This window comes from Anaeromyxobacter diazotrophicus (genome assembly GCF_013340205.1).
GTDB classification, from domain to species: Bacteria; Myxococcota; Myxococcia; order Myxococcales; family Anaeromyxobacteraceae; genus Anaeromyxobacter_A; species Anaeromyxobacter_A diazotrophicus.
In genome coordinates, this window is sequence record NZ_BJTG01000005.1 from 48,632 (window position 1) to 72,503 (window position 23,872).

Annotated in this window: 22 protein-coding genes; 3 read left to right on the forward strand and 19 right to left on the reverse strand. The window is 74.8% G+C overall.

The window, feature by feature from the left end; translation table 11 throughout:
- Positions 1-24: 24 nt before the first annotated feature.
- Both HWY08_RS11450 and HWY08_RS11455 read right to left on the reverse strand, forming a co-directional pair.
- A complete protein-coding gene (locus HWY08_RS11450; protein ID WP_176065206.1) occupies positions 25-1,008 on the reverse strand; it encodes a GlxA family transcriptional regulator in 984 nt (327 codons plus the stop codon).
- Positions 965-1,420: an antibiotic biosynthesis monooxygenase family protein gene (locus tag HWY08_RS11455; protein ID WP_176065208.1), complete on the reverse strand. Its 456-nt coding sequence runs from the start codon at positions 1,418-1,420 to the stop codon at positions 965-967. Before HWY08_RS11455 ends, HWY08_RS11450 begins: the two co-directional genes overlap by 44 nt.
- 143 nt (positions 1,421-1,563) lie before the next feature.
- Here HWY08_RS11455 and HWY08_RS11460 point away from each other — a divergent pair, with 143 nt between their 5' ends.
- On the forward strand, positions 1,564-2,595 hold the full coding sequence (locus HWY08_RS11460) for an alpha/beta fold hydrolase (protein WP_176065210.1): 1,032 nt from the start codon (positions 1,564-1,566) through the stop codon (positions 2,593-2,595).
- A 34-nt stretch (positions 2,596-2,629) separates the two neighbouring features.
- On the opposite strand, the gene HWY08_RS11465 is transcribed toward HWY08_RS11460, so the two are convergent.
- The 14 genes from HWY08_RS11465 to purF all read right to left on the reverse strand — a co-directional run bounded on the left by HWY08_RS11465 (position 2,630) and on the right by purF (position 15,044).
- Positions 2,630-4,108: a protein kinase domain-containing protein gene (locus tag HWY08_RS11465; RefSeq protein WP_176065212.1), complete on the reverse strand. Its 1,479-nt coding sequence runs from the start codon at positions 4,106-4,108 to the stop codon at positions 2,630-2,632.
- A 129-nt stretch (positions 4,109-4,237) separates the two neighbouring features.
- The gene (plsY, locus tag HWY08_RS11470) at positions 4,238-4,873 is read right to left on the reverse strand and encodes a glycerol-3-phosphate 1-O-acyltransferase PlsY (protein ID WP_176065214.1); all 636 of its coding nucleotides are present in this window, start codon (positions 4,871-4,873) and stop codon (positions 4,238-4,240) included.
- Positions 4,870-5,259, reverse strand: coding sequence for a DUF2752 domain-containing protein (locus tag HWY08_RS11475; protein ID WP_176065216.1), 390 nt, complete (start codon positions 5,257-5,259; stop codon positions 4,870-4,872). Before HWY08_RS11475 ends, plsY begins: the two co-directional genes overlap by 4 nt.
- A 1-nt stretch (position 5,260) precedes the next feature.
- Positions 5,261-6,229 carry a YIP1 family protein gene (locus HWY08_RS11480; RefSeq protein ID WP_176065218.1) on the reverse strand — a complete coding sequence of 323 codons (969 nt, stop codon included), beginning with the start codon at positions 6,227-6,229 and terminating at the stop codon, positions 5,261-5,263.
- Positions 6,230-6,349: 120 nt separating this feature from the next.
- Positions 6,350-8,023: a hypothetical protein gene (locus tag HWY08_RS11485; RefSeq protein ID WP_176065220.1), complete on the reverse strand. Its 1,674-nt coding sequence runs from the start codon at positions 8,021-8,023 to the stop codon at positions 6,350-6,352.
- A 13-nt stretch (positions 8,024-8,036) separates the two neighbouring features.
- Positions 8,037-8,411, reverse strand: a complete 375-nt coding sequence (locus HWY08_RS11490) for a hypothetical protein (RefSeq protein WP_176065222.1) — start codon at positions 8,409-8,411, stop codon at positions 8,037-8,039.
- A gap of 155 nt (positions 8,412-8,566) precedes the next feature.
- Positions 8,567-8,869 (reverse strand): NADH-quinone oxidoreductase subunit NuoK, encoded by a 303-nt coding sequence (gene nuoK / locus HWY08_RS11495; RefSeq protein ID WP_176065224.1) that lies wholly within the window; start codon positions 8,867-8,869, stop codon positions 8,567-8,569.
- A gap of 2 nt (positions 8,870-8,871) precedes the next feature.
- Positions 8,872-9,378 carry an NADH-quinone oxidoreductase subunit J family protein gene (locus tag HWY08_RS11500; protein ID WP_176065226.1) on the reverse strand — a complete coding sequence of 169 codons (507 nt, stop codon included), beginning with the start codon at positions 9,376-9,378 and terminating at the stop codon, positions 8,872-8,874.
- 1 nt (position 9,379) lies between these two features.
- On the reverse strand, positions 9,380-10,702 hold the full coding sequence (nuoF, locus tag HWY08_RS11505) for an NADH-quinone oxidoreductase subunit NuoF (RefSeq protein ID WP_176065228.1): 1,323 nt from the start codon (positions 10,700-10,702) through the stop codon (positions 9,380-9,382).
- A complete protein-coding gene (locus HWY08_RS11510; protein ID WP_176065230.1) occupies positions 10,699-11,220 on the reverse strand; it encodes a complex I 24 kDa subunit family protein in 522 nt (173 codons plus the stop codon). Before HWY08_RS11510 ends, nuoF begins: the two co-directional genes overlap by 4 nt.
- A gap of 130 nt (positions 11,221-11,350) precedes the next feature.
- Complete coding sequence (locus HWY08_RS11515; protein WP_176065232.1) at positions 11,351-11,788, reverse strand: GNAT family N-acetyltransferase; 438 nt, start codon at positions 11,786-11,788, stop codon at positions 11,351-11,353.
- Between the two features lie 110 nt (positions 11,789-11,898).
- On the reverse strand, positions 11,899-12,186 hold the full coding sequence (locus HWY08_RS11520; RefSeq protein WP_176065234.1) for an HU family DNA-binding protein: 288 nt from the start codon (positions 12,184-12,186) through the stop codon (positions 11,899-11,901).
- 254 nt (positions 12,187-12,440) lie between these two features.
- Positions 12,441-13,568 carry a hypothetical protein gene (locus HWY08_RS11525; protein ID WP_176065235.1) on the reverse strand — a complete coding sequence of 376 codons (1,128 nt, stop codon included), beginning with the start codon at positions 13,566-13,568 and terminating at the stop codon, positions 12,441-12,443.
- Positions 13,569-13,586: 18 nt separating this feature from the next.
- Positions 13,587-15,044 (reverse strand): amidophosphoribosyltransferase, encoded by a 1,458-nt coding sequence (gene purF / locus HWY08_RS11530; protein WP_176065237.1) that lies wholly within the window; start codon positions 15,042-15,044, stop codon positions 13,587-13,589.
- Between the two features lie 28 nt (positions 15,045-15,072).
- Between purF and HWY08_RS11535 the strand changes: the two genes are divergently transcribed.
- On the forward strand, positions 15,073-16,566 hold the full coding sequence (locus HWY08_RS11535; protein ID WP_176065240.1) for a neutral/alkaline non-lysosomal ceramidase N-terminal domain-containing protein: 1,494 nt from the start codon (positions 15,073-15,075) through the stop codon (positions 16,564-16,566).
- On the opposite strand, the gene HWY08_RS11540 is transcribed toward HWY08_RS11535, so the two are convergent.
- Positions 16,467-17,915 carry a PEGA domain-containing protein gene (locus HWY08_RS11540; protein ID WP_176065242.1) on the reverse strand — a complete coding sequence of 483 codons (1,449 nt, stop codon included), beginning with the start codon at positions 17,913-17,915 and terminating at the stop codon, positions 16,467-16,469. The genes HWY08_RS11535 and HWY08_RS11540 overlap by 100 nt on opposite strands.
- Entirely contained in the window at positions 17,912-19,837 is a 1,926-nt protein-coding gene (locus HWY08_RS11545; protein ID WP_176065244.1) for an outer membrane protein assembly factor BamB family protein, read from the reverse strand. The genes HWY08_RS11540 and HWY08_RS11545 overlap by 4 nt, the downstream gene beginning before the upstream one ends.
- A 301-nt stretch (positions 19,838-20,138) precedes the next feature.
- Between HWY08_RS11545 and HWY08_RS11550 the strand changes: the two genes are divergently transcribed.
- Entirely contained in the window at positions 20,139-22,298 is a 2,160-nt protein-coding gene (locus tag HWY08_RS11550; protein ID WP_176065247.1) for a hypothetical protein, read from the forward strand.
- Between the two features lie 45 nt (positions 22,299-22,343).
- Here HWY08_RS11550 and HWY08_RS11555 read toward each other — a convergent pair whose 3' ends face one another.
- Positions 22,344-23,861, reverse strand: coding sequence for a response regulator (locus HWY08_RS11555; RefSeq protein ID WP_176065249.1), 1,518 nt, complete (start codon positions 23,859-23,861; stop codon positions 22,344-22,346).
- Positions 23,862-23,872 lie beyond the last annotated feature (11 nt).

Here is a 23,872-nt window from a genome sequence, read left to right on the forward strand (position 1 = left end):
CCGCCGCGGCGCGCTGCCGGCGTCCTACTGCCCGAGGCGCACGTCGATGGGGCGGGCGTGCTCGAACTGGCGGAAGGCGCGGCGGAGCTGCTCCGCCGACGAGAACCCCACCGTCTCCGCGACGCGCTCGACGCTCGCGCCCGGCGCGCGCAGGAGCTCCCGTGCGCTGGCCGATCGGATCTTGCGGACGTAGGCGAGCGGCGAGATGCCGGCGTAGGCGTGGAACAGGCGGTCGAGGTGGCGCGGGCTGGCGTGAACGCGCCGCGCCAGCTCCGGGACGCTCCAGCCGTGCGCGGGCTCGCGGACGACCAGGTCCTGGGCGGCGTGGACGCGCGGGTCGATGTGGTTGCGGTGCAGGAGCCAGGGCGAGAGCTGCGGGTCGCTGCCGGCGCGGCGGAAGTAGAGCACGAGCAGGCGCGCGGCCTCGACCGCCAGGAGCGGCCCGGCCAGCTCCGAGACGAGGTGCAGCGCGAGGTCGACGCCGGCCGTCACGCCCGCGCTCGTGAGCACGTTCCGGTCGCGGACGAAGATGCGGTTCTCGACCACGGTGAGCCGCGGGTGCTCGCGCGCCAGCCGGGCGACCAGGCTGTGGTGGGTGGTGCAGGCGTGGTCGTCGAGGAGCCCGCTCTCGGCCGCCAGGAAGACGCCCGAGCACACGGTGCAGAGGAGCTGCGAGGGCCCCACGCTGCGCGCGAGCCAGGCGGCGGCCTCCCGCGCCTCGGCCCGGCGGTAGTCCCGGGCCGACTTCTCCACGCCGGGGATGACGAGGATCGCGCCCCTCGGCAGGCGCTCGGGCAGGGGCTCCACGCCGGCGAGCGCGAGCCCGAGCGAGGTGCGCGGGCCGTCGCGCGGCCCCACGTAGCGGATGCGGAGCGGCGCCCCGAGCTCCGCCGCGACGCGCAGCGTCTCGGCCGTGCCGGCGAAGTCGAGCAGCATCGTCCCCGGCAGGACGAGGAAGAAGACGTCAGGGCCGTAGCGCGTTGACCTCGAGCCGGTAGTTCCGGACATAGGGCTCCATCCCGACGAGGAACTCCTTGTCGCGCGGCAGGTCGTGGGTGCGCCGGATGTCGTCGCCCGCGTAGGCGCGGATGGCGTCGAGCGACTCCCAGTAAGAGACGACCTGGAACTCCGTGTACGCGTCGCCATCGGGGCCACCGTCGATCCGCAGGACCTGATAGCCGAGGTTTCCGCGGATGCTCGGGAACTTCGTGACGGCGCCGGTGAGGTACTGCTCGTACGCGTCCGCCTTCGCGCGCGGGGTCTTGCCGTGCCAGACGCGCGCGATGACCGGCTGGCCCTTCCGCGCCGACATGGCCATGAGCCCCGGCTCCTCGGCGCCGCTCCGGACCCCCGGGGCGAGCCCCAGCCCGAGCCCCACCACCGCGACCGCGCCCAGCATCCCCAGCCGCTTCGTCGTCATGATCCTCCTCCTTCCAGGAGGAGTCTTGGCTACCGCGGCGCCGGCCCCGCGCCACCGTGCGGACGGACGGAGTTCGCGCAGAATCGGACCTGGGGCGCGCACTGGGGCTGGCCCGCCGCCCGCCCGCTCGCTAAGCCCCGGCGATGCTCTCGCGCTCCCTCGCCGCTGCCCTGTCGCTCGCCCTGGCCGTTCCGGCGCTGGCCGCCGCGGCCGCACCCGCCCCGGCCGCCGAACCCGCCTACGACGCCGAGGGCAGCGCCTTCGAATACCCCTGGCCCGTCCACTTCTTCGAGCTGGAGAGCCAGCGCCAGAAGCTGCGCATGGCCTACCTCGACGTCCCACCCAGCGGCGGCCAGGGCAACGCGCAGGTGGTGCTCCTCCTCCACGGCAAGAACTTCAACGCCAGCGACTGGCAGACCACCATCGAGTCGCTGACCCGCGCCGGCTTCCGCTGCATCGCCCCCGACCAGCTCGGCTTCGGGCGCTCGAGCAAGCCGGCGGCCTACCAGTTCTCGTTCACCCAGCTCGCCGCCAACACCCGCGCGCTGCTCGCCTCGCTCGGCCTCGCGCGGACCGTCGTCGTCGGCCACTCGATGGGCGGCCTGCTGGCCGGCACCTACGCCGTCGAGTACCCGGCGGCCACCGAGAAGCTCGTGCTGGTGAACCCCATCGGCCTCGAGGACTACGCGGCGCTGGTGCCGCCCCGCACCGTGGACGACTGGTACCGCGGGGAGCTCAAGGCGACGCCGGAGTCGGTGCGCGAGTACCAGCGCAACGCCTACTACGCCGGGGCGTGGAAGCCTGAGTACGAGGCGCACACCCGCCTCCTGGCCGGCTGGACGCGCTCGCCCGACTGGCCGAAGGTGGCCTGGGACAGCGCCCTCACCTACGACATGATCTTCACCCAGCCGCTCGTCCCGAAGCTCGCGCGCATTCGCGTCCCCACCCTGCTCATCATCGGGACGCGCGATCGGACCGCCCTCGGCAAGCCCTTCGCCGCGCCGGAGGTGCAGAAGACGATGGGCGACTACGAGAAGCTGGGGAAGCTCACGCAGGAGCGGATCCCCGGCGCCCAGCTGGTCGAGATCCCCGGGGTAGGCCACGTGCCCCAGGTCGAGGCCTTCCCGGCCTTCGAGAAGGCGCTGCTCGGCTTCCTGCGCCCCGCCCCGCGGTGACGGCGCACCGCCCGGCACCCGGCCGCGCCGGCGCCTAGCGCCCCACCGCCCTCGCCTCCGCGCCCCAGGCGAGGTCGTGTGAGGCGCGGGCCCTGAGGGCCTCGAGGTGCGCGTCCCGGCTGGCGCTGGGCGGCGCCTCCAGCGGCGCCCGCCCCGGGACGAGGCGCGCCTCCACCGCCCGCGCCACCGAACGCGCGAGCTCCGCCTGCACCGCGAGGACGTCGGACAGCTCGCGGTCGAACTCCTGCGACCAGAGCTGGAACCCGTCCGCCACGCTCACCACCCGCGCCGCGACGCGGACGCGCGAGCCCACCTTGCGAACGCTGCCCTCCAGCACCGCGCCGACCCCCAGCTCGCGCCCGAGCTCGGCCAGCTTGACGTCGCGCCCCTCGACCGCGAAGGACGAGGTGCGGCCGGCCACCCGCAGCCCCTGCACGCGCGCCAGCGTGTCGAGGATCTCCTCGCTGAGCCCCTCGGAGAAGACCTCCTGCTCGCGCTCGGCGGAGACGCTGGCGAAGGGGAGCACCGCGATCGACGGCGGCACCTCGCGCCCGGGCAGGGCCCCGTCGCGGAGCGCCAGGGCGGCGGTGAGCGCCGCCGCGAGCGCGGCCAGGGCGAGGAGCGCGCGCGGCCGCGGCCCGGGCCGGCGCACCACCGCCGCGCCCGGCCCGGCGCGCTCCGCCTCGTGCCCCAGCGCCGCGAGCGCGGGCGCCACCTCGACCGCGTCGCGGGGACGCCGCACGGGATCGAGCTCCAGGAGGCGCGCCAGCAGCGGCCCGAGCGACGGCAGCCCCGCCACCTCCAGGCGCGGGAGCGCGCCGCGCGCCACGCGCGCCGGGGCGCCCCCGATCATCCGGTGGAGGAGCACGCCGAGCGCGAACACGTCGGTCCGCTCGTCCTCCGGCGCACCGCGCTCCTGCTCGGGCGCCATGAAGGCAGGCGTCCCCCCGGCGAGCTTGCGGCGGCCGAAGGCGCGCGCGAGGCCGAGGTCGAGCAGCTTCACCTGGCCGTCCTCGCACAGGAACACGTTCCCCGGCGTGAGGTCGCGGTGGACCACGCCGTGCGCGTGGGCGTGGGCGAGTCCCCACCCGACCGCCGCCGCGACGCGCAGCGCCTCGGGTACGGCCAGCGGCCCCTGCTCCAGGCGGCGCGCCAGCGTCTCGCCGCGCAGGAGCTCCAGGACCAGGTAGGCCCCGTGCTCGCTGCGCCCGGCGTCGTGGAGCGTGACGATGTTGGGATGCGAGAGGCGCGCCGCCGCCTCCGCCTCGGCGAGCAGCCGCTCCTCCGCCTCGGCCGCGCCGCACGCGCGCATCGCCTTGAAGGCGACCGCCCGGTGCAGCTCGCGGTCGCGCGCCTCGTACACGACCCCGCACCCGCCGCGCCCCAGCTCCCGCACCAGCTCGAACCGCCCCACCACCAGCCCCGGCCTCAGCGCACGCTCCCAGCCCGCGCCCTGCGCCTGCTCGCCCGCGCCCACCAGCTCCCGCACCAGCGCCAAGAGCTCGTCCGGCAACCGGGTCCCTACGGACACTGCGTCGTGACCTGCGCTCGTCACGTGGTGGAACCCCCGGCGTGAGTAACGACCGGTGGCCGGCGGGGTTCCGCGTCGGCCCCCGAGGGGGCAGACCCAAGGTTCAGCGGCTCAGACCTTGTTCTCCGCCCCCTGGAGCAGCCGCGCGATGTTGGCGCGGTGGCGCAGGTAGATGAAGAGGGTCACGAACAGCGCCGCCCACGGCACCGGGCTCGCGAAGGCGGCGCTCGCGCCGCCGCGCGCGAGCATCGTCTGGACGATGGCGCCCAGGCAGCAGACGGCGGTGCCGGAGAGCGAGCCGACCGCCGGCACCCGCGTCGCGGCGTAGGCGGCGCCGAAGGTGACGAGCGCGAGCAGGGCCGGGATGGGCGCCAGCACCGCGAAGACGCCGAGCGCGGTGGCGACGCCCTTGCCGCCCTTGAAGCCGAGCCACACCGGGTAGAGGTGCCCGAGGAAGGCCGCCAGACCGACCGCGATCATCCAGCGCTCGGCGACGGCGGGGCCCTCGTCCGCGAGGAGCGCGCGCATGAGGAGCATGGGGATCGACGCCTTGGCGGCGTCGAGGACGAGCGTGAGCACGCCGAGCTTCTTCCCGGCGGCGCGGGCGACGTTCGAGGCGCCGATGTTGCCGGAGCCCACCGCGCGCACGTCCCGGCCGGTGAAGAGCCGGGTGAGGACGAGGCCGAACGGCACCGCGCCGAGGGCGTAGGCGGCGAGGACGATCAGCGCCTTCCAGGCTGGGCTCATGGCCGATCCGCTACCACGAGGAAGGCCCAGTTTGCGAGCAGCGCGAGCACGCCCAGCAGCGCGAGCCGCCGCGCCGCCCCGGCGCTCACCCGAGGCCAGGGCAGGCCGAGCGCGAGCCGGACGGCGGCCGCGGCCGCGAAGAGCCACGCGCCGGCCGCGAGGAGCGCACCGAACGGGCTCGCGAGGGCCGCGGCGGCCACCTCGCCGTGGGCGAGCCGCACGAAGGCGCGGGTCATGCCGCAGGTGGCGCACGGCACGCCGGTGAGGGCGCGGAACGGGCAGCCCAGCCCGGCCACCAGCCACGGCGCGAAGCGCGCCACCGCGAAGGAGAGCGCGAACACGGCGGCGTAGACCTCGGGGTGGCCGAAGCCGCGCCGCGCGACCACGTCAGATCCCGGTGCCCGGCGGCGGCGTCCCCCCGTCGAGGCCGGGGAGGCCGCCGAGGCCGCTCACCCCCGCCACGCCGGCCACCACCCCGGCCAGGCACGCGCACAGGCACGCCAGCGCCACCGGGCCCAGCACCGCGAAGGCGGCCTTGCCGCTCCCGCAGCGCTGCGCCTCGGAGAGGCCGTGCACCGCCGCCACCACGAACCACACCATCGCCACCAGCCCGCCGCACACCGGCAAGGCCCGCAGCAGCATGAGGCCGCTCACGTAGCCCACCACGGTCAGGGTGGCCGGGAAACCGCGGCCGGCCCCGCGCACGACGAGCAGGAGCAGGTGGAAGAGCCCGGCGAGGAGGTAGAGCGCGACCACCGCCATCACCGGGGTCAGCACGAGCTGCGCCACGAGCGACTTGAGCGTGAGCCCGCCCACGGCCTCGAGCAGGGGCAGCGTGTCTACCCGCCCGTGCATCCGGCGCGTGAGCTGGGCGACGAAGCTCAGGGTGGCGCTGGCGCTGAGGTAGCTGAAGACGAGCGCCACCCAGTTGCCGATGGTGAGCGCGATGGCGCCGAAGAGCACCGCCGAGCGCGGGTCGTCCACGCGCACCTGGCGGAAGAAGCGGACCGGGTCGAGCGCGGCGAGCTTCCAGGTCTCGACGTACGAGGCGACGAACCCGCGGCGGGCGCGCTCGGCGAAGGGCGCGGGCTGCTCGGCGGGCGGCGGGACCGCGCCGGGCGGCACGGGGCCCCACCCCGGCGGCGGGGACGCGGGCGCGCTCCAGCCGGGCGGCGGCGCTCCCCAGCCCGGGCCACCGGCCCCGGCCGGCGGCAGCGAAGGCGGCGGCTGCGGAGGAGGCGCGGCGGCCGCGGCCGGGTCGGGCAGGTACACCTCCGCCCCGCAGCTCGGGCACCGCTGCGTGCCGAAGTGGTCGGTCTCGAAGGTCTCCTGGCAGCGGAAGCAGCGGGCGCGCATGGCGGGGGAGCTTACCGCGCCCGCCTGCGCCACCGCCGCGAAAACGGCTGCGGCGACCGCGGGCGGGGCCGGCCTCCCCGAGGTGTTGCCGGAACGCTCGGCTGGAGCCGCTAGAACAGGCTAGAACAGGCCGACCATCAGGCCGCCCGGCCCGTCCTGGACCACCGGGTCGGCGTCGTCGACGTCGTAGCCCCGGATCGACCAGCCGGCGGGGATCTCGTCCGCCAGGCACTGCACCTCGCGCGGGCCCGCGCCCACCCCGTCGCCGTCGAGATCGCGGTAGAGCACGACCCAGCGGTGGAGCCGCGGGTCGGCGTCGTCGCAGTCCTTCCCGTTCGCGACGGCGCGATAGGGATCGGGCAGAGTGCCTCCGGCGCAGACCTGCCCGCTCTCGGCGGCCGTGAACCCGTCGGCGTCGCGGTCGACGTAGGCGTAAGAGAGGAGCTGCCAGCGCTGCTTGTCGTCGGGCGCGCAGTCGCCCCCGCGGAGCGCGTAGCCGGCCGGGACGCTCCCGTCCGTGCAGAAGCTCTCCGCCGGGCCGGCGCCCACCTCGTCGCCATCGGCGTCGAGGTAGGCCACGACGGTCGCGTGGATCGCCGGATCCCCGTCGTCGCAGTCGGGCCCTCGCCCGGCCGAGGTCAGGTAGCCCGCGGGCGGCGCGTCGCCGAAGCAGAGCGTGCCGCTCTCCGGGACGGTGTAGCCGTCGCCGTCCAGGTCGCGGAAGGCGAAGGCGTAAGAGCGCCAGCGTGAGGGGTCGTCGGGCGCGCAGTCGCCCGCTTGCGCGGCGTAGTCGGCCGGGAGCGCGGCGGCGGAGCACACCTGGACGGCGGGGCCCGCGCCCACGCCGTCGTGGTCCGCGTCGAGGTAGCCGGCGCGCCAGGCCCAGAGGTGCGAGTCGGCGTCGTCGCAATCCTGGCCGTTCGGGACGACGGAGTAACCCGCTGGCAGCCACGGGCCCGCGCAGACGACACCAGCCGAGGGGACGGTGAAGCCGTCGCCGTCGCGGTCCACGTGGAGATAGGGCAGCTCTTGCCAGCGGGTAGGATCGTCCGGCGCGCAGTCGCTCCCGGTCGCGGCATAGCCGGCGGGGAGGGTGCCGTCGGTGCAGAGCGCGAGCGGCGGACCGGACCCTACCCCGTCGTGGTCGGCGTCGAGGTAGCCGGTCTGACTCCAGAACACGAGCGGGTTGGCGTCGTCGCAATCCACGCCAGCCGGGCCCTGGAAGGTCGCGTAGCCCTGCGGCAGGTCGAGGCCCGCGCAGACCGTCCCCGCCTCCGGCACCGGGAGGCCGTCGCCATCCGCGTCGCGGAAAGCGTAGGGCAGGAGGCGCCAGCGCAGCCGGTCCCGCGGCGCGCAGTCGCCGCCGACCGCGGCGTAGCCGGGCGGGGTCGCCATTTCGCTGGCGCACACCTCGACCGGATCACCCGCCCCGAAGCCGTCCCCGTCGAGATCGGCGAAGAGCGGCCGCGTCTTGTAAGCGGCGGGATTGGCGTCGTCGCAGTCGTCGCCGAGGAGCGAGTAGCCGGCGGGGAGGTAATAGCCGGTGCACACCGGGACCGACGTGCCCGCCCCGTGTCCGTCGCCGTCGAGGTCGCGGTAGAGCATCCGGACCTGCCACACGCTCGGATCGCGATCGTCGCAGTCGTCGGCCGAGCCGACGAGGTCGCCGTCGAGATCGCCGGCGCCGACGGGGACCCCCGCGTCGGACCCCGTCGCGGGCGACGGCGGCTCGGCGGCGCAGGCCAGCGCGACGAGGAGGAGGAGGCCCAGGAGCGACGGGCGGGCGGACGGCATCCGGCGCGCCGGGTTACGGGTTCACGCGGGTGAGCTTGCAGGCGGGGAAGTAGTAGTTGACGTACGGGGTGACCTGGAACACGTGCTGGCCGGGCTTCGCCATGGCGAGGAGCGCGAGGCGCTCGCAGGACTCGAGCCGCCGGCGCAGCTCGTAGTTGGGGTTGGTGGTGCTCTCGCAGGTGTAGGCGAAGGTCCTGTCGGAGGCGGCGGGGTCCCCGTCCACGACGCCCCTGACCGTGAACCTGCACGCGTACGGGTCGTAGGAGAACGCGTCCACGGCCGTGAAGACGACGGGCGGGGGCGGCGTGGCCTGTGCGCTGGCCGTGGAGGCCCGGCCCGACACGGCGACGACCGCGGCTGCGGCAACCGCGAACAGGACGCGCTTCATGGCTCCCCCCCCCTCACGTGACTCAGCGTGAGGGAACGGAGCGTCGCAAGAACCGCACGGTCCGTCAACGCGAAACGGCGACCGCGTCGGATCGCCGCGCCGCTCGAGACCCGGGAGGGGGCGGAGCGTCGCGATCGAGCGCCGCCTCGGCGGCCTCAGTTCTTGAGCGCCGTGACCTCGTCCACGTTGAGCGTGCCGCGGGTGCGGAACACCGCGATGACGATGGCGAGGCCGACCGCCGCCTCGGCGGCGGCGACCGCCATCACGAAGAAGGCGATGGCGTGGCCGTTCAGGTTCCCGCTCTGCCGCGAGAAGGCGAGGAAGGTGAGGTTCGCCGCGTTGAGCATGAGCTCGATGCACATGAACACGACGAGCATGTTGCGCTTCACCACCACGCCGGCGAGGCCGATGGAGAAGAGGACCGCCGCCAGGGCGAGGTAGTAGTTGGCCGGGACCATGGTCAGATCCTCTGCTTCGCGACCACCACCGCCCCCACGATGGCGACCAGGAGCAGCAGCGAGGTCGCCTCGAAGGGCAGGAGGTACTGGGTGTAGAGCAGCCGCCCCACCGCCTTGACGGTGCCGAACTCGGGGCCGACGAGCCGCATGGGCATCGGGCCGAGGTCGCTCACCGCCTTCACCACCACCGCCAGCACCCCCAGCGCGCCGAAGGCGCCCCCCACCTGCATCAGCTTCACCCGGCCGCGGGCGTACTCCTCGTCCTTGGTGGTGAGCAGCATGATGACGAAGAGGAAGAGCACCATGATGGCGCCGGCGTAGACCAGCACCTGCAGGAAGGCGAGCAGGTGCGCGGTGAGCAGGATGTAGATGCCGGCCAGGAAGAAGAACGAGACCACCAGGCTGATGGCGGCGTTGACCGGGTTGCGCGCCACGATCACGCCGGCGGCGCCGGCGATGAGCGGCACGGCGAAGATCCAGAAGACCACCATCTCGGCGGTGTCGGACATGTCAGGCCCTCATGCCGCCGACGACGGCGTCGCGGCTCTCCTGCGTCTTGCCCCAGGCGTGATCGCCGAACGGACAGCGCCGCTCGGTGATGTGCCGCTCGAACTCGGCGCGGAACTTCTTCACGAAGCTCTGCACCGGCATGGCGGCGGCGTCGCCCAGCGCGCAGATGGTCTGGCCGCCGATGTTGTTCGCCATCTGGGCCAGCTTGTCCACGTCGCCCGGCTGGCCGTGGCCGTGCTCGATCTTGTGGACGAGCGCCTCCATCCACGGCGTGCCCTCGCGGCAGGGCGTGCACTGGCCGCAGCTCTCCTCGGCGTAGAACTTGGAGATGCGGGAGAGCGCGCGGACCATGCAGGTCGAGTCGTCCATCACGATGACGCCGCCCGAGCCGGCCATGGTGCCGGCCGCCTTGAGCGCGTCGAACTCGCAGGAGACGTCGATCTCGTCGGCCGTCAGCACCGGCGAGGAGCTGCCGCCCGGGATGACGGCCTTCACCTTCCGGCCGCCCACGATCCCGCCGCAGTCCTCCATGATGAGCTTCTTCAGGTTGTAGTGGACCGGCTTCTCGTAGACGCCCGGCTGGTTCACGTGGCCCGAGACGCAGAAGAGGCGCGTGCCGCCCGACTTGCCCACCCCGAGCGCCGCGAACGCCGCGCCGCCGTGCTCCACGATCCAGGGGATGTTGGCGATGGTCTCGACGTTGTTGATGATGGTCGGCTTGCCGTAGAGCCCCACCACCGCCGGGAAGGGCGGCTTGAGGCGGGGGTAGCCCTTCTTCCCCTCGAGCGACTCGAGCAGCGCGCTCTCCTCGCCGCAGATGTAGGCGCCGGCGCCGCGGTGCACGTGGATGTCGAGCGCGAAGTCCTTGCCGAGCACCTTCGGCCCGAGGATGCCGGCCTGGTAGGCCTCGGCCAGCGCCGCCTCGAGGATGCGCGCCTGCCGCGCGAACTCGCCGCGGATGTACACGTACGCCGTGTGGATGTCGTTGGCCCAGCAGGTGAGGGCGATGCCCTCGATGAGCATGTGCGGCTCGTGCTCGATGATGTAGCGGTCCTTGAACGTCCCCGGCTCGGACTCGTCGGCGTTCACCGTCAGGTAACGGGGCCGCACGTCCTTGGGGAGGAAGGTCCACTTGAGGCCGGTGGCGAAGCCGGCGCCGCCGCGGCCGCGCAGGTTCGACGCCTTCACCTCGTCGACGATGGCGGAGGGCGGCAGGGCGAGGCCCTTCTCCAGCGCCCCGTAGCCGCCCGCGCTCTTGTAGGAGGCGAGCGTGGCGCTGTCCTTCGTGCCCCAGCGCCGGGTCAGGATGAGGGTCTCGCTCACTTGAGCTCCTCCACGATGCGCTCCGCCTTCTCGAGCGTGATCCGCTCGACCATCTCCTCGTCGACGAGCATCGCCGGCGCGGTGCCGCACGCGCCGAGGCACTCCACCTCGCGGAAGGTGATGCGGTCGTCGGCGGTGGTCCCGCCGTTCTCGACCCCGAGCTTGCGCTTGAGCGCCTCGAAGATGCGGTCGGCGCCGGAGAGCGAGCACCCGATGTTGGTGCACAGCTCGACGACGTGCCGCCCCTTCGGCTTCGTGAAGAACATCACGTAGAAGGTGGCGACCTCCTCGGCCCGGCCGGGCGTGGTGCCCAGCCGGTCGGCGGCGAGCGCCATCACCTCGGGCGAGAGGTGCCCGAAGAGGTGCTCGCCGATGCGGAGCGCCGGGATCATGGCCGAGGCCTTGCGGTCGGCCGGATACCGCTTCAGCAGCGGGGCGAGCTCGGCGTCGAAGCGCTGGACGCGCTCGGCGGGGAGGTCGCGCCACGCGCCCGGGGAGCGGAGGTCGGAATTGGGCATAAGTGTCCGAGATGCCGCGAGAAACGGTGTTGCAGGCTAGAAGTCGCCTCCCCGGATGTCAAGCAGAAGTCGCCGACGTAGGGCGATGTCAACGCGGCGACGGGCCGCAGCGCTCAGCGTGCGACCGGGCTCACCCGAGCCGCTTGCGCATCTCGACATGGGCGATGCCGGCCTCCTCGAAGACTGGCCCCTCCGCCCGGTACCCGAGCCGGTCGTAGAAGCCCCTGGCCGAGAGCTGGGCGTGGAGCACCACCTCCGCCAGTCCGCGCCGGCGCGCGGCGCCCTCCAGCTCCGCCAGCACCGCCGCGCCGAGCCCCTCGCCGCGGCGCCCGGCGTCGACCGCCATGCGGCCCACCTTGCCGGCGCGCGCGTCGAGCGCGACGAGGCGCCCGGTCGCGACCACGCGCCCGCCGTCGAGGGCCACCGCGTGGTCGGCGGCGGCGTCGTGCTCGTCCCGCTCCAGCTCGACCGGCACGCCCTGCTCGACCACGAAGACGCGGTGCCGGAGCGCGTAGGCCCCGTCGAGCTCGGCGGGGGCGGTGGCGAGCTTCACGCGGAGGTCGGCCATGGCGGGATGATAGCGCGGCGGCGCGGGCGGCTCGCGCCCCCGAAACGACGGAGCCCACCGGCGCCGGGCGGCGCGGTGGGCTCGCGGTGCTTCGGAGTTCGGGCGGAGAGCTACTTCTTGCCCTTCTTGTTGAACGTGTCCTTGAGCGCCTTGGCGGGCGTGATCTTGATCGCGGTGCGGGCCGGGATCTTGATCTGCTCGCCGGTGGCCGGGTTGCGGCCGATGCGGGCCTTGCGGTCGACGAGCTTCACGGCGCCGAGGCCGCCGAGCGGGATCTTCCCCTCGGCCTTGAGGCGCTTCGAGACGATCTCCTCCACCGCCTGGAACACGGCCCGGACCTGCACCTTGTTGACCTGCGAGGTCTCGGCCACCGCCTGGAAGAACTGGGCCTGCGTCATTCTTTGGAACCTCCGGAGCTCGCGACCGGACCCTCCGGCCGTGAAATTCCTGCCGTGATATCGCGACGGGATCGCCCCGTCAACATCGCTGACGCGCGATCCGCCTGAAAAATGGGCCTTCCGCGCGATCGGTACCCTTGAAAGCCCTGGAACTACGGGCTCTCACGATCCGCCGCCCGCCCCGCCCGCGCCCCCGGATCGCGCGTTTTCCTCGGGATCCGAGGGGTCGCCCGGCGCGCGCTCCGGGCGCGCCCTCACCCATGGCGGAAGAGCGCGTAAAGGATCTCCCAGGTGATGAGCAGGATGACGGTGAGCTCGAGCAGCTCGCCCCGGCGCCGGTCGGCGGTGCCCTTCATGAGCTCGTTCACGCCGGAGAGGAGCCGCTCCTTGCGCAGCACCGACTCCTGCCAGGCCGGGAGCCGGAAGCGCCGGACGCTGCTCTGGTAGAGGCGCGCCAGGTAGAAGTCGCCCACGATCTTGATGGCGTTCTCGAGCCGCTCGTTCATCTCCGAGATCTCGAGCAGGAGCGCGGCGGTGCGGCGCTGCAGGCTCACGTGACGACGCGTGAAGACGTCCGAGAGGCCGCGGGCCGCGTCCAGCGCGTCGTAGATGGCGTGCAGCTCCCGATCGAGCAGCGCGTCGTAGTAGCGGAGCTCGAGCAGGTGGGCGGTGGCGAACTCGAGCAGGTCGGGGATGTCGCCCACCCCGGAGGGCTCGAGCAGGAAGGCGCTGTTCCAGTCCACCACCGCCAGGTCCTCGGCCAGGTAGCTGTAGGCGTGCCCGAGGACGTCGCTCCGCTCGTCGCGCGAGAGCGGCACCTCGCTGGTCTCGCCGAGGAGGAGCTCGGCGATGGGCGCGCCCGCCAGCACCTCGGGCGCGCTCGCCGGCTGCTCCAGCCGGCGCACGTAGAAGACCTGGTAGGTCTCGAGCCCCTCCCACCGGTGCGGCCGCTCCAGCGCCGGCGCGAGCGCCCGCGCCAGCTCCTCGGCCTCCGCACGCGCCGCCTGATCGAGGGCGGGCGTGGCCTGGGCGGAGAGCTCCTCCGAGAGCGGGATGAGCTCGGAGAGCTCGGTGCCGGGGGCGATCGGGAGGCGGTAGACGACGCTCACCACCCCGTAGTCGAAGAGGCGGGCGCTCGCCTCGGCCGGGCGCAGGCCGCCGGCGAGCGGCACCTGGCGCGGCCCGAGCGCGACGTGCAGCGGCGGGCGCGGGATGTCGAGGGCGGTGGTGGTCTGCGCGCCCTCGAGCTTGAGGCGCGAGCGCGGCGCCCCGACCAGCGCCTCGGCGCGGGTGAGGTCGAGCGCGTCGGCGACGTCGAACAGCCGGTAGACGAGGAGGGTCCCGTCGGCGACGCGCCAGGACCTGCGGGCGGGCTCCTGCACGCCCCGGAGCTTACTGCATCAGGCGCCGACCAGGCGGAGCGGCGCGGCGGGGCGGCTGTGCGGGAACTCGAGCACGTACTCGCCAGTGAAGCAGGCGTCGCAGAAGCCCTGGCGCGCCTCGCCCAGCGCCGCGTACAGCCCGTCGATGGAGAGGTAGCCGAGGGAGTCGGCCGTCACGTAGTCCCGGATCTCGGGCTCGGAGTGCGTGGCCGCGATGAGCTCCTGGCGGGTGGGGGTGTCGATGCCGTAGTAGCAGGGCCAGGCGGTGGGCGGGGAGCTGATGCGGAGGTGGACCTCCTTCGCCCCGGCGTCGCGGATCATCTTCACGATCTTGCGGCTGGTGGTGCCGCGCACGATCGAGTCGTCCACCACCACCACCCGCTTGTCCCGGAGCACGCCCCGGACCGCGTTGAGCTTCAGCTTGACCCCGAAGTGGCGGATCGACTGCTGCGGCTCGATGAAGGTGCGGCCGATGTAGTGCGAGCGGACGAGCCCCACGTCGTAGGGGATGCCGCTCTGGCGGGCGTAGCCGACCGCCGCCGGCACCCCCGAGTCGGGGACCGCGATGACGACGTCCGCCTCCACCGGGTGATCCTTGGCGAGCTGGGCGCCGAAGCTCGAGCGCACCTCGTGCACCGAGCGGCCGAAGAGGATGGAGTCGGGGCGCGCGAAGTAGATGTGCTCGAAGACGCAGCGGGCGAGGCGGCGCGGGCCGGCGGTGGGCTCGAGCTTCTCCGAGCGGAGGCCCTTCTCGTCGATGACCACGATCTCGCCGGGCGCGATCTCCCGCACGTACTCGGCCTCGATGAGGTCGAGCGCGGTGGTCTCGCTGGCGAGCACCCAGTTGCCCTTGAGCTTGCCCAGCACGAGCGGCCGGAAGCCCTGCGGATCGCGGGCGCCGATCATCGAGCGCTCGGTGAGGAAGAGCAGCGAGTAGGCGCCCGACACCCGGGCCAGGGCGGCGCGGATGGCCGCCAGGTGGTGCTCGGTCGAGCCCGGCACGGCGGGGCCGGGCCGCACCCGCGCCATGAGGTGCAGGATCACCTCGGTGTCGCTGGTGGTCTGGAAGATGGAGCCGGCCGCCTCGAGCTCGGTCCGCAGCGTCTCGGCGTTGACGAGGTTGCCGTTGTGGGCGACCGCCACCGCGCCGCCGGCGTACTGGATGGCGATGGGCTGCGCGTTCTTGAGGTGGCTCGCGCCGGCGGTGGAGTAGCGCACGTGCCCGATGGCGGCGCCGCCGGGCAGCTTCGCGAGCTCGCCGGCGTTGAAGATGTCGGCGACCAGGCCCATGCCGCGATGGACGTGGAGGGCGCTGCCGTCCGTGGAGACGATGCCGGCCGACTCCTGCCCCCGGTGCTGGAGCGCGTGCAGCCCCAGGTAGGTGAAGTTCGCCGCCTCGGTGCTCTGCCCGAGCGCCCAGACGCCGAAGACGCCGCACTCGTCCTTCATCTTGTCGTACACGGCGTCGTATCCCATGGCGGGCGCGCAGTATAACGATCGGGTCTTGAAAAAGCTTCTCACCGCCCTCGCCGTCCTGGTCGCGCTGCTCGGCGCCGCGTACGGCCTGGGCTCGCTGCGCTGGCGCCCCACCTTCCGGGCGGGGCCGCTGCGTCTCGAGACCGTGGCGCGCGGCGCGGGGCCGCTCTTGGCCGGCGCGGCGGTGGCCCCGCTCACGCCGCCGCACCCGGTTCCGGTGGCGGGGTTCGCGCGCCTCAAGTGGATGCAGGAGGGGCAGCGGGACCCGGTGGCCGTGCGGGCGCTCGCCCTGCGCGAGCCCGGCTGCACGGTGGTGCTCGTCTCGGCGGAGATCCTGCTCGTCCCCGGGCAGCTCGAGCGCGCGGTCGAGCGGCGCGTCCGCGACCTCAAGCTCGACCACCTCGTGGTGGCCGCGACGCACACCCACGCCGGCCCGGGCGGCTTCTGGAAGGACCCCCTGGGCGAGCGGCTCGCCACCGGCCCGTACGACGCGGCCGTCTTCGACCACCTGGTGGAGCGGACCGAGGCGGCCATCCGCGGCGCGGTGAAGGCGCTCGAGCCCGCCTACTTCTCGGTGGCGCGCGCCCAGCTCCCGGAGCTGGCGCGCAACCGCGCCGGCGGGAGCGAGGTGGACGGGCACCTGGTGTCCGTCCGCCTGACCGCGCTCGCCGGCCACGAGGTGGCGCAGGTGGTGCTCTACCCCGCCCACGCCACCCTGCTCGGCCTCGACAACCGCCTCGTCTCGGGCGACTGGCCGGGGGCGCTCATGCGCGCCGACGCGGCGCCGCTGCTCTTCTTCCAGGGGGCGCTCGGCGATCAGACCACCCGGCTCCCGCCGCGCACGCCCGGCCGGCCCGAGGCGTACGCCGAGGCGCTCCGCGCGCACGTGGACGACCTCGACCCCTCGCTCGCCGACCCCTGGCCCGCGCTCGCCGTCGCGACCGCGACCGCGGTGCTCCCGCCCGCGGATCTCGGCGCCTCACCCCCGGCGCTGCGGCGCATCCTGCAGAACCTGTTCTACGACTGGCTCCCGGACCGGGCGAGCCTCACCGCGGTGCGGCTCGGGCCCCTCACGCTGGTGGCCGTCCCCGGCGAGCCGGTGGCCGAGGTGGGGCGCCGCTGGCGCGAGGCGGCGGGCGAGGGGGCCGAGGTGCTGGCGCTCGCCGGCGACTACCTCGGCTACGTCGAGACGAGCGAGCGGATGGCCGAGGCGTCGGGCGAGACGGTGCGCACCTACTACGGGCCGGAGCTGGCGGATCGGCTCACCGGCGCGGTGAAGCTCGCGGCCGAGGCGGTGCGCGACCCCAAGCCGCCGCCGCCCGAGGCGCCGGCGCTGGTGCCGGTCCCCGCAGCGAAGCCGCCCGCCTCGCCGGCCCCGAACCCGCCGGCCGCGGCGCCCGCCTCCGCGGCGAAGGCGGCCGCTCAGAAGCGGACCACCGGCGCACCGGCGTCGTCCCAGGACAGGAAGCCGAGGACGCCCGCCGTCGCCGCGAAGACCAGCGAGCCGCCCGCGGCCAGGTAGGCGCCGCGCTTGGCGGCGTCGGCCGAGGCGCGCTTCGCGTCGTAGGCCTGCTGGCTGGCGCCGGGCGCGAGGACGCCGTCCGAGCGCAGCATGGCGTCGGCGTCCTGGTACTGCGCGTGCGCGGCGACGCCCTGCCAGGTGGCGACCCCGGCGAGGCCCACCGCGACCACCCCGGCGGCGTAGGCGGCCGGCCTGAGCCAGCGGCCGCGCGGCGGCGCGGCCGGCGCCGCGGGGGAGGCCGCCAGCGCCGCGCCCGGCTGGGCGGCGGCGGCGCCGACCCGGAGCTCCGCGGCGGCCGTCGCCGCGGCGGCGGGATCGACCGCGGCCACGCCGCGCGCCGGCTGGCCGGTGAGGAGGAAGGCCGCCAGCGCGCCGAGCTGCGGCGCCGGCACCGCGCCCGCCGCCATCCGGACGCGACCCTCGCGCAGCAGCGCGCCGCGGGTGAGGTCGTAGAGGGCGCCGTCGAGGAAGCGCGCCTCCCCGTCGGCGACCTCGCTCACCGCCACCAGCCGCGTCGCCCCGAGCCCCGCGCCCGCGCGCACCAGGGCGCTCGCGCGCTGCGGTGCGGCCAGCGCCAGGCCGGGCCCGGCGTCGAGCCGGAGCGCGTCGGCCAGCGCCAGGTCGAGCTCCACCGCCCGCTCACCCTCCTCGAGCTGCACGAAGAGCTCCGGCACGCGCACCTCGCCCGCCACGGCGCTCAGGCGGTAGCGCCCCGGCGGCAGCGCCACGGTCGCCGGGGTGGCGCCGATGGGCCGCCCGTCCACGTAGACCGCGACGGCGCGGGACGCGGTGACGGTGAGGCGCGCCCGCGCCCGCGCCGCCACCCGGCGCCGCGCGTCGGCCGCCTCCTTGCGGAAGGAGGGCGGGTACTCGCGCTCGTCCACCTGGAACCCCGGCTCGAGCGACGCCAGCCGCTCCAGCGCCGCGGTGGCCGCGGCCGCCCGGCCCAGGTGCCGCTCGACGAAGGCGAGCCGGACGAGCGCCCGCGACCAGGCTTCGTGCACCGCCGGCGACTCCGGCAGCTGCTCCAGCCCCTCGACCACCGCGCGCAGCGTGCGCTCCGCGCCCTGGAAGTCCTCGCCGTCGAAGGCGGCCAGCGCGCCGGCGTGGGCGCGCTCCAGCTCGGAGAGCGTGGCGGGGGCGCCCTGACCGAGCAGGCGCGCCCGCATCTCGGAGACCTCCAGCACGCCGCTGGTGCGATCGCGGCAGGCGGCGCGCAGCTGGTGCGTCAGCTCGGCCAGCTCGCCGGCCGGGCCGGCCGGAGGGTCGGCGACGGCGACCACGGCGAGCCGCTCCGCGCCGAGCGCCGGGGCGGCCGAGAGCAGGAGGGTGAGCGCAGTGGCCTTCACGGGTAGACCGGGGCGCCGGCGTCGCCGGAGTTGCGCGCGTCGTGGTGCGACTTGGGCCACGGCGAGCGGGGATCGAGGGCGGAGTCCACCACCACCGCGTACAGGTGTCCGTCGTCCGAGCCTGCGTAGAGCGTCGGGAGCTGGCTGGCCGAGGCGGCGGGGGCGATGGTGGGAAAGGTGAGGGGCGAGATGCCGAGCGGCGCGGAGACCTCGCCGACCGTGGACCACCGCGCCTGGCCGTCGGCCGCGAGCGCGTAGAGCTGGCCGTCCGCGGTGACCGCGTAGGCCACCACCCCGTCGCGGTCCTGCTCCGCGACGAGCACGCCGCGCACCGACGAGGTGAGCGCGGGCAGCGCGGACCAGGCGTCGGTCCAGGCGCCGGTGCCCGTGGCGGGAGGGGTGAGGCGGTGGAGCTTGTGGTCGTTGGTCCCTACGAGCAGGTCGCCGCCGGGGAACAAGACGATGGACTCGGGCGCGTAATCCGACAACGTCGCCAGCAGGGTCGGGGCCAGTGTGGTCGCGTCGCACTTCACGATCTCGCCGCCCGCGCAAGCCAGCAGGATGTGGCCGTCTTGATCGATGGCCGGCGGTGTGGCGACCGTCCCGCAGCTCGTCGCTCCGCTCGCCTCTTCCGCGAGGCCCGTCGAGTACCGGCGCAGCGTGGACCGCGCGGCCCGTGAAGTCAGGAGGAACAGCTTGCCGCCCTTCGAGATGGAAGCGGTCGTGACGGGGTCTGTCGTGCTGACTCCCGTGCCGCCGAGACACTTCTTGTCTGCGCTCATGCCGTAGATCGCGGAAGCGCCGCCGGCGGAGAACACGAGCTCGGGTGTGCCGGAGACCACCGCCGGCGTGAACATCGCCCCCACCGCCGCGGTGGAGGGGCAGCCGAAGGCGACGCCGTCGCTCTCCGAGTACCCGTAGAGCTTCCCATCGTCGCTGCCGACCCAGATCGTGCTCGCGCCGAGGCTGGGGGCGCTGGAGATGGCGAACGAGGACACGGTCGTCGGGAGTAGCCCCGCCCCATCCGCGCTCACGACGCGCAGCTTTCCATCGGAAGCTCCAACCACAACCTCACCGCTCGAGCGCACCGCAGCCCCAGTCACCTTGAGCGCCGACTGCGAGGCGTCCCGCAGGTCCTTCGTCCACCTCAACCTCGTCACCGGGAACGCCGGCAGGTCGTCCAGCACCGCCTCGTTCCCGAACGCGTCGCGGGCGTGGACGCGCACCTTCACGGTCCCGGAGAAGCGCGGGAACGGGTACTTCGCGAGCGGCACGGCCACCGTCAGGTCGGTCCCCACCGCCGCCGGCTGGAAGGGGATCGCGAGCTGGTGTCCGTCGAGGTCCACCGTCGCCTCCACCACCCCGGGGTGGTCCTCCGCCACCGCCACGAAGAGGTCGATCGCCCCGTCGCGGGGGCAGGCGGCGCGCGTGCCGCAGGCGGGGCCGACGGTCCGCTTCAGGACGGGCGGCTTCGTGTCCACGTCCACGAACACGCCGTCGCTCGGGATGACGCCCGCGCTGGTCCGCGCCACCACGAACAGGGTGGGCGTGGCGACCAGGCCCGCCGGCGGCAGGTAGGTGCCGGCGTAGCTCACCACCGCGCCGTCGCGGGCGCTCTGGGCGAGCGGCCCCACCTCGGCGCCGTCCACCACCAGCGCCACCGGTGGCGGGACGCCGTCGGCCGCCGCCAGCGTCACCCGCGCGGTGACCGCCAGGCCGGCCGCCCCGGCCCGCGCCCCCGCCGGCGGCGCCGTGAGCGCGATGGCGATGGGGGGCTTCTGGCACGTGCCGGGCTGGCCGCTCGCCGGGACGACGCAGACGAGGCCCGCCCCGCACTCGGCGTTGGCGCGGCAGCCGCCCGGCGCCGACCCCCCGCCGCAGGCGAGGCCGATCGCGACGAGGGAGGTGAACAGCAAGCGCATGGTCCGGCTCCTCCGGAGGTGCGGCGCGGAGGTGCGAGCGCCGGGCCAGCGCGCCGCCTCGCTCGCGCAGGCCCGCCGGCGCGCCCGGGCGTCCGCCCGGCGTCCGGCGGTCCGCCGGGCGGACCTCCCACACCTGCACCCTCCGTGATTCTTCGCGGTTTCGCCGCGGCACGAAACACGCACATCCACCTGCCCGTCACCGTCCGGATTCCGGCCGTTGATCACCATCCGCTAACCATACTATGCGTGACCATTGCCTGTCAGTGAGAACCATCGCGACGGCATCCAGGGGGAGCTTCCAATGAACCGGCTCGAGAGAGGGATCGGCCTCGCGGCGTGGCTCGCGCTCGCGGCCGCCTGCGGGACGAGCGCGCGGCAACCGCGCAGCTGCCAGCAGGACAGCGAGTGCCCGTCGTCCAGCTACTGCCTGGGCGGCGCCTGCGTGGCGGGCCTTTTGCCCCAGGCGCACATCGCCATCGTCGGCACCGGCCGCGAGCTCGTCTCGCACCGCCTGGTGCAGTTCGACGGCTCGGGCTCGGTCGACCCGAACCCCCAGCACCGCCTCACCGCCTACCGCTGGGCGGTGAAGCGCGCCTCGGCCACCGCCTGCGACCCCTCCCCCGCCAGCGGCGCGGCGGACAAGCTCGCCACCACCTTCCGCTGCGCCGGCGAGTACCAGGTCGAGCTCACCGTGAAGAACAGCCTGGAGCTCGAGAGCGCGCCGATCGCCCAGGCGGTCACGGTGGCGCCGTCGGCGAACCCGCCCGTCATCGACGGGCAGAGCCCCGACCTCCTGCTGCAGCACCGCTGCGCCGGGACCCCGCTCGCGTGCCAGGCGGTGGACGCGGGCGGCGCGGCGGCCTTCCAGCTCTCGGTTACCGCCCACGACGTGGAGGACGGCCAGGCGCTCGGGTACCAGTGGGAGGTGGATCCACCGGAGGGGGCGGATCGGGCCGCCGCCTCCTTCGAGCCCGACGCACGCGCCGCGAACCCCATCGTCCGGATCGCCTCCGCGGGCGCGCGCATCGCCGGGGTGTGGACGTTCCGCGCGCACGTCACCGACGGCGACGCGCTCACGACGCCGGTCGAGATCCGGGTCACGGTCGAGGATGCGGCCCCGGCGCTCGCCGCCGAGCTGGACCTGGCCGCCTTCGACCACACCTTCGCCGACAACGTCTACCGGGTGCACGGCCTCGTGAAGTACACGGCGTCCGACCCGGAGGGCGACCCGCTGCAGGTCACGGCGCGCGTCCTGGAGAGCGCCGCCACCGGCTGCCAGGCAACGCTCACGCCGCTGGTGAGAAGCGACGCCGTCGAGGTCACGGTGGACCTCACCTGCCTCTCCGCCCAGGAGCTCTCGCCCACCGTGGCCGGCCAGGCGCTGGGCGCCGGGGTACAGCGCCAGCTCGAGGTGACGGTCGGCGATCAGCAGGGCGGCCAGGCCACCGTGACCTTGCCCTTCGAGGTCCGCGACACGCCGCCCACCCTGGCCTCGCTCGTGATCGCGACCGATCACGGGACCGGCAACTGCCTCACCCCGAGCGGCCGCTGCTTCACCGCCGCCGGCGCGATCCCGGCGCCGTTCGACCCCGACGGCGACCCGGCGGAGCTCGTCGGCTACCAGGCGCAGAACGTCGACGCGCACGGCGTCTGGTCGTCCGACGGCCTGGGGCGCTTCACGCTCCAGACCGACCTCGCCTACCCGGGGTCGTTCCGCGCCGCCGACGGCCGGAGCCCGGTCGGCGTCCTCGCCCGGGTCAAGGATCCCTGGCGCGCGGCCGACGTGCCGCTCGCGCTCTCCATCCCGAACCGCGCGCCGGTCGCGACGCCGTTCGCGATCGGCGCCGTGGCCTCCCACGACGGCGCGCGCTACCTGGTCCAGGGCGCGCCGGCCACCTTCGTCGACCCCGACGGCGATCCGCTCGCCAGCCCCGACGCGGGGAACGCCGCCTGCTCCGCCGCGCTCGCGCCGAGCGCCTCCGGGGCGACGCTCACCGCCACCTGCGGCACGGCCTCCCCGTGGAGCGCGGGCCCCGCCCTGTCGAGCTTCGTGGCCTCGCCCTTCGTGCTCACCGTGAGCGCCGCCGATCCCTGGGAGCGCGGCGGGAGCCCGGGCGCGCGGCTCGCGGCGCAGGCGCCGCCGTCCCCCAGCCTCGACTCGGTCACGGTGGCGCTGCCCGCCAAGTGCACCAGGGTCTGCCCGATCGGCGAGCCCTGCGAGTACGTGGCGACGGTGAACTGCACCAGCCTCACCTACGCACCGTCGGTGCGCTCGCCAGTGCCGGTCGGCGTCACCGTCCAGGCCTCGTCCGGCGGGAGCGCCAGCTTCAGCTGCCTGGGCGCGGCCTGCTCCGGAGGGCTCACCTTCAGCTGCACCGCGGCCACCCTGAGCGTGACCCTCTGGGACGGGCTCAATCCGGCCGTCACCCAGCGCGTCGATCTCGTCGCCCAGTGTCCGTGAGCGGCGGCCCGCGCGGCGCGGGCGGGACGGCGCTGGCCTCGTCGCTCAGGCCTGCGCCGTCCGCTTGCGCTCGAGCACGGCGTCGGCGGCCTGGGCGATGAGCTCCGGGCCGAGCGCCTTGTCGAGCACCGCGTCGGCGCCCTCCTTCTGGAGGCGCTGCTCGAGGTCGCCCTCCAGGCCGCCGGTCATGGCCACAATGGCGAGGTCCGCCTCGCCCCCGGCGCGCCGGATGGTCCGGATGAACGCCTCGCCGTCCATCTTCCGCATGCGCACGTCCGTGACGAGCAGATCGAGCGCCAGGAGCTCGTCCGCCAGCAGCGACAGCCCGGAGCTGCCGTCGTCGGCGGTCAGCACCTCGAACCCGCGCTGCTGCAGCGACTCCTGCAGCATCCGGCGCACCACCGCGTCGTCGTCCACCACCAGGGCGCGGCGGGCCCGGGCGCTGAGGTGCGTGATGGCGGCCGCCAGCCGCTGCTGGCCGGCCTCGTCGAGGTCGAAGCTCACGCCCATGCCCTTGTCGGTGACGGTGGCGACCAGCGCCGGGGCGGAGAACGACTCGCCGCCGGGCAGCCGCAGGCCGAGGCGCACGCGCTCGCCCACCGCGCGCGGGTGGGCGGTGCGCACGAAGGCGCCGCCCTGCGACAGGTTCTCGAGGTAGTCCCCGGTGAGCTCCTCGTCGCCGCCGTACTCGGCCAGCGACGGCCCGGCCGCGCCCTGCTCCTCGCCCTCGAGCGCGGCGGCGGGGGGCTCCGCGCGCGGCGCACCCTCGCCCCCCTCGGCCCAGGGGGTCACGACCACGGGTGCCTTCACGACGTAGCGGGGGAAGGCGCGCAGCGCCGCCGCCGAGAGCGACACCGCCGGCGGCTGGCGGGCGGCGAGCGCGCCGAGCAGCTCCGGCGCGGCGTCGCGGAGGGTGAGCGCGAAGCCGGGCTGGGCCCCGCCGCCATCGTCGGCGGTGCGCACCCACGCCACCATGGCGCGGGTCTCGAACGGCCGCTCGAGCCCGGGGACGCGCAGGGCGAGGACGAGCTCGTCCCCGGCCGCCGGGGCGAGCAGCCCGGGGATGAAGAGCGAAGCCTCCTCCGCCACGTAGCGCACGCCCTCCCAGCCCGGGCCGCCGACGTCCATCGCGAGGACCGGCCCGGCGCCGGCGCGCGCGGCGCGGGCGGGCGGGGCACCGGCCGCGGTGAAGAGGTCGGCGGCGTCCAGGGCGAGGCGATCGGGCGCGACGCCCATCACGCGCGCCTGGCACGCCTCGAGGTTCGAGAAGAAGGAGGCGCGCTGCGCCGCCGAGACCTCCGCCAGCGCCGTGGAGCGCACCCCGGCGCGGGCGAGCCAGAAGTCGAGCCGCCGCCGCCCCTCCGCGCCGAAGCGCCGCTCGGAGAAGCGCATCACCACCACGAAGACGGCGGCGCGCGGCTGCCAGGCGAGGTCGCACCCGACCAGCGCGTCGGGGAAGAGCCGCGGCAGGGACGAGACGAACCGCTCCGCGGCGTCGAGCCGCGCGCCGCGGGCACGGTCGAACACGGCGGCCAGGGCCACGATGCCGGGAAGGGGCTCCATCGAGCGCTGGC

Coding starts and splice junctions, on each gene's coding strand:
- HWY08_RS11450 (WP_176065206.1), bottom strand. CDS start 1,008: ATGTCCGGAACTACCGGCTCGAGGTCAACGCGCTACGGCCCTGACGTC.
- HWY08_RS11520 (WP_176065234.1), bottom strand. CDS start 12,186: ATGACGCAGGCCCAGTTCTTCCAGGCGGTGGCCGAGACCTCGCAGGTC.
- purF (WP_176065237.1), bottom strand. CDS start 15,044: ATGGGATACGACGCCGTGTACGACAAGATGAAGGACGAGTGCGGCGTC.
- HWY08_RS11555 (WP_176065249.1), bottom strand. CDS start 23,861: ATGGAGCCCCTTCCCGGCATCGTGGCCCTGGCCGCCGTGTTCGACCGT.
- HWY08_RS11480 (WP_176065218.1), bottom strand. CDS start 6,229: ATGCGCGCCCGCTGCTTCCGCTGCCAGGAGACCTTCGAGACCGACCAC.
- HWY08_RS11490 (WP_176065222.1), bottom strand. CDS start 8,411: ATGAAGCGCGTCCTGTTCGCGGTTGCCGCAGCCGCGGTCGTCGCCGTG.
- HWY08_RS11455 (WP_176065208.1), bottom strand. CDS start 1,420: ATGACGACGAAGCGGCTGGGGATGCTGGGCGCGGTCGCGGTGGTGGGG.
- HWY08_RS11460 (WP_176065210.1), top strand. CDS start 1,564: ATGCTCTCGCGCTCCCTCGCCGCTGCCCTGTCGCTCGCCCTGGCCGTT.
- HWY08_RS11515 (WP_176065232.1), bottom strand. CDS start 11,788: ATGGCCGACCTCCGCGTGAAGCTCGCCACCGCCCCCGCCGAGCTCGAC.
- plsY (WP_176065214.1), bottom strand. CDS start 4,873: ATGAGCCCAGCCTGGAAGGCGCTGATCGTCCTCGCCGCCTACGCCCTC.
- HWY08_RS11510 (WP_176065230.1), bottom strand. CDS start 11,220: ATGCCCAATTCCGACCTCCGCTCCCCGGGCGCGTGGCGCGACCTCCCC.
- nuoK (WP_176065224.1), bottom strand. CDS start 8,869: ATGGTCCCGGCCAACTACTACCTCGCCCTGGCGGCGGTCCTCTTCTCC.
- HWY08_RS11485 (WP_176065220.1), bottom strand. CDS start 8,023: ATGCCGTCCGCCCGCCCGTCGCTCCTGGGCCTCCTCCTCCTCGTCGCG.
- HWY08_RS11545 (WP_176065244.1), bottom strand. CDS start 19,837: ATGCGCTTGCTGTTCACCTCCCTCGTCGCGATCGGCCTCGCCTGCGGC.
- HWY08_RS11550 (WP_176065247.1), top strand. CDS start 20,139: ATGAACCGGCTCGAGAGAGGGATCGGCCTCGCGGCGTGGCTCGCGCTC.
- HWY08_RS11500 (WP_176065226.1), bottom strand. CDS start 9,378: ATGTCCGACACCGCCGAGATGGTGGTCTTCTGGATCTTCGCCGTGCCG.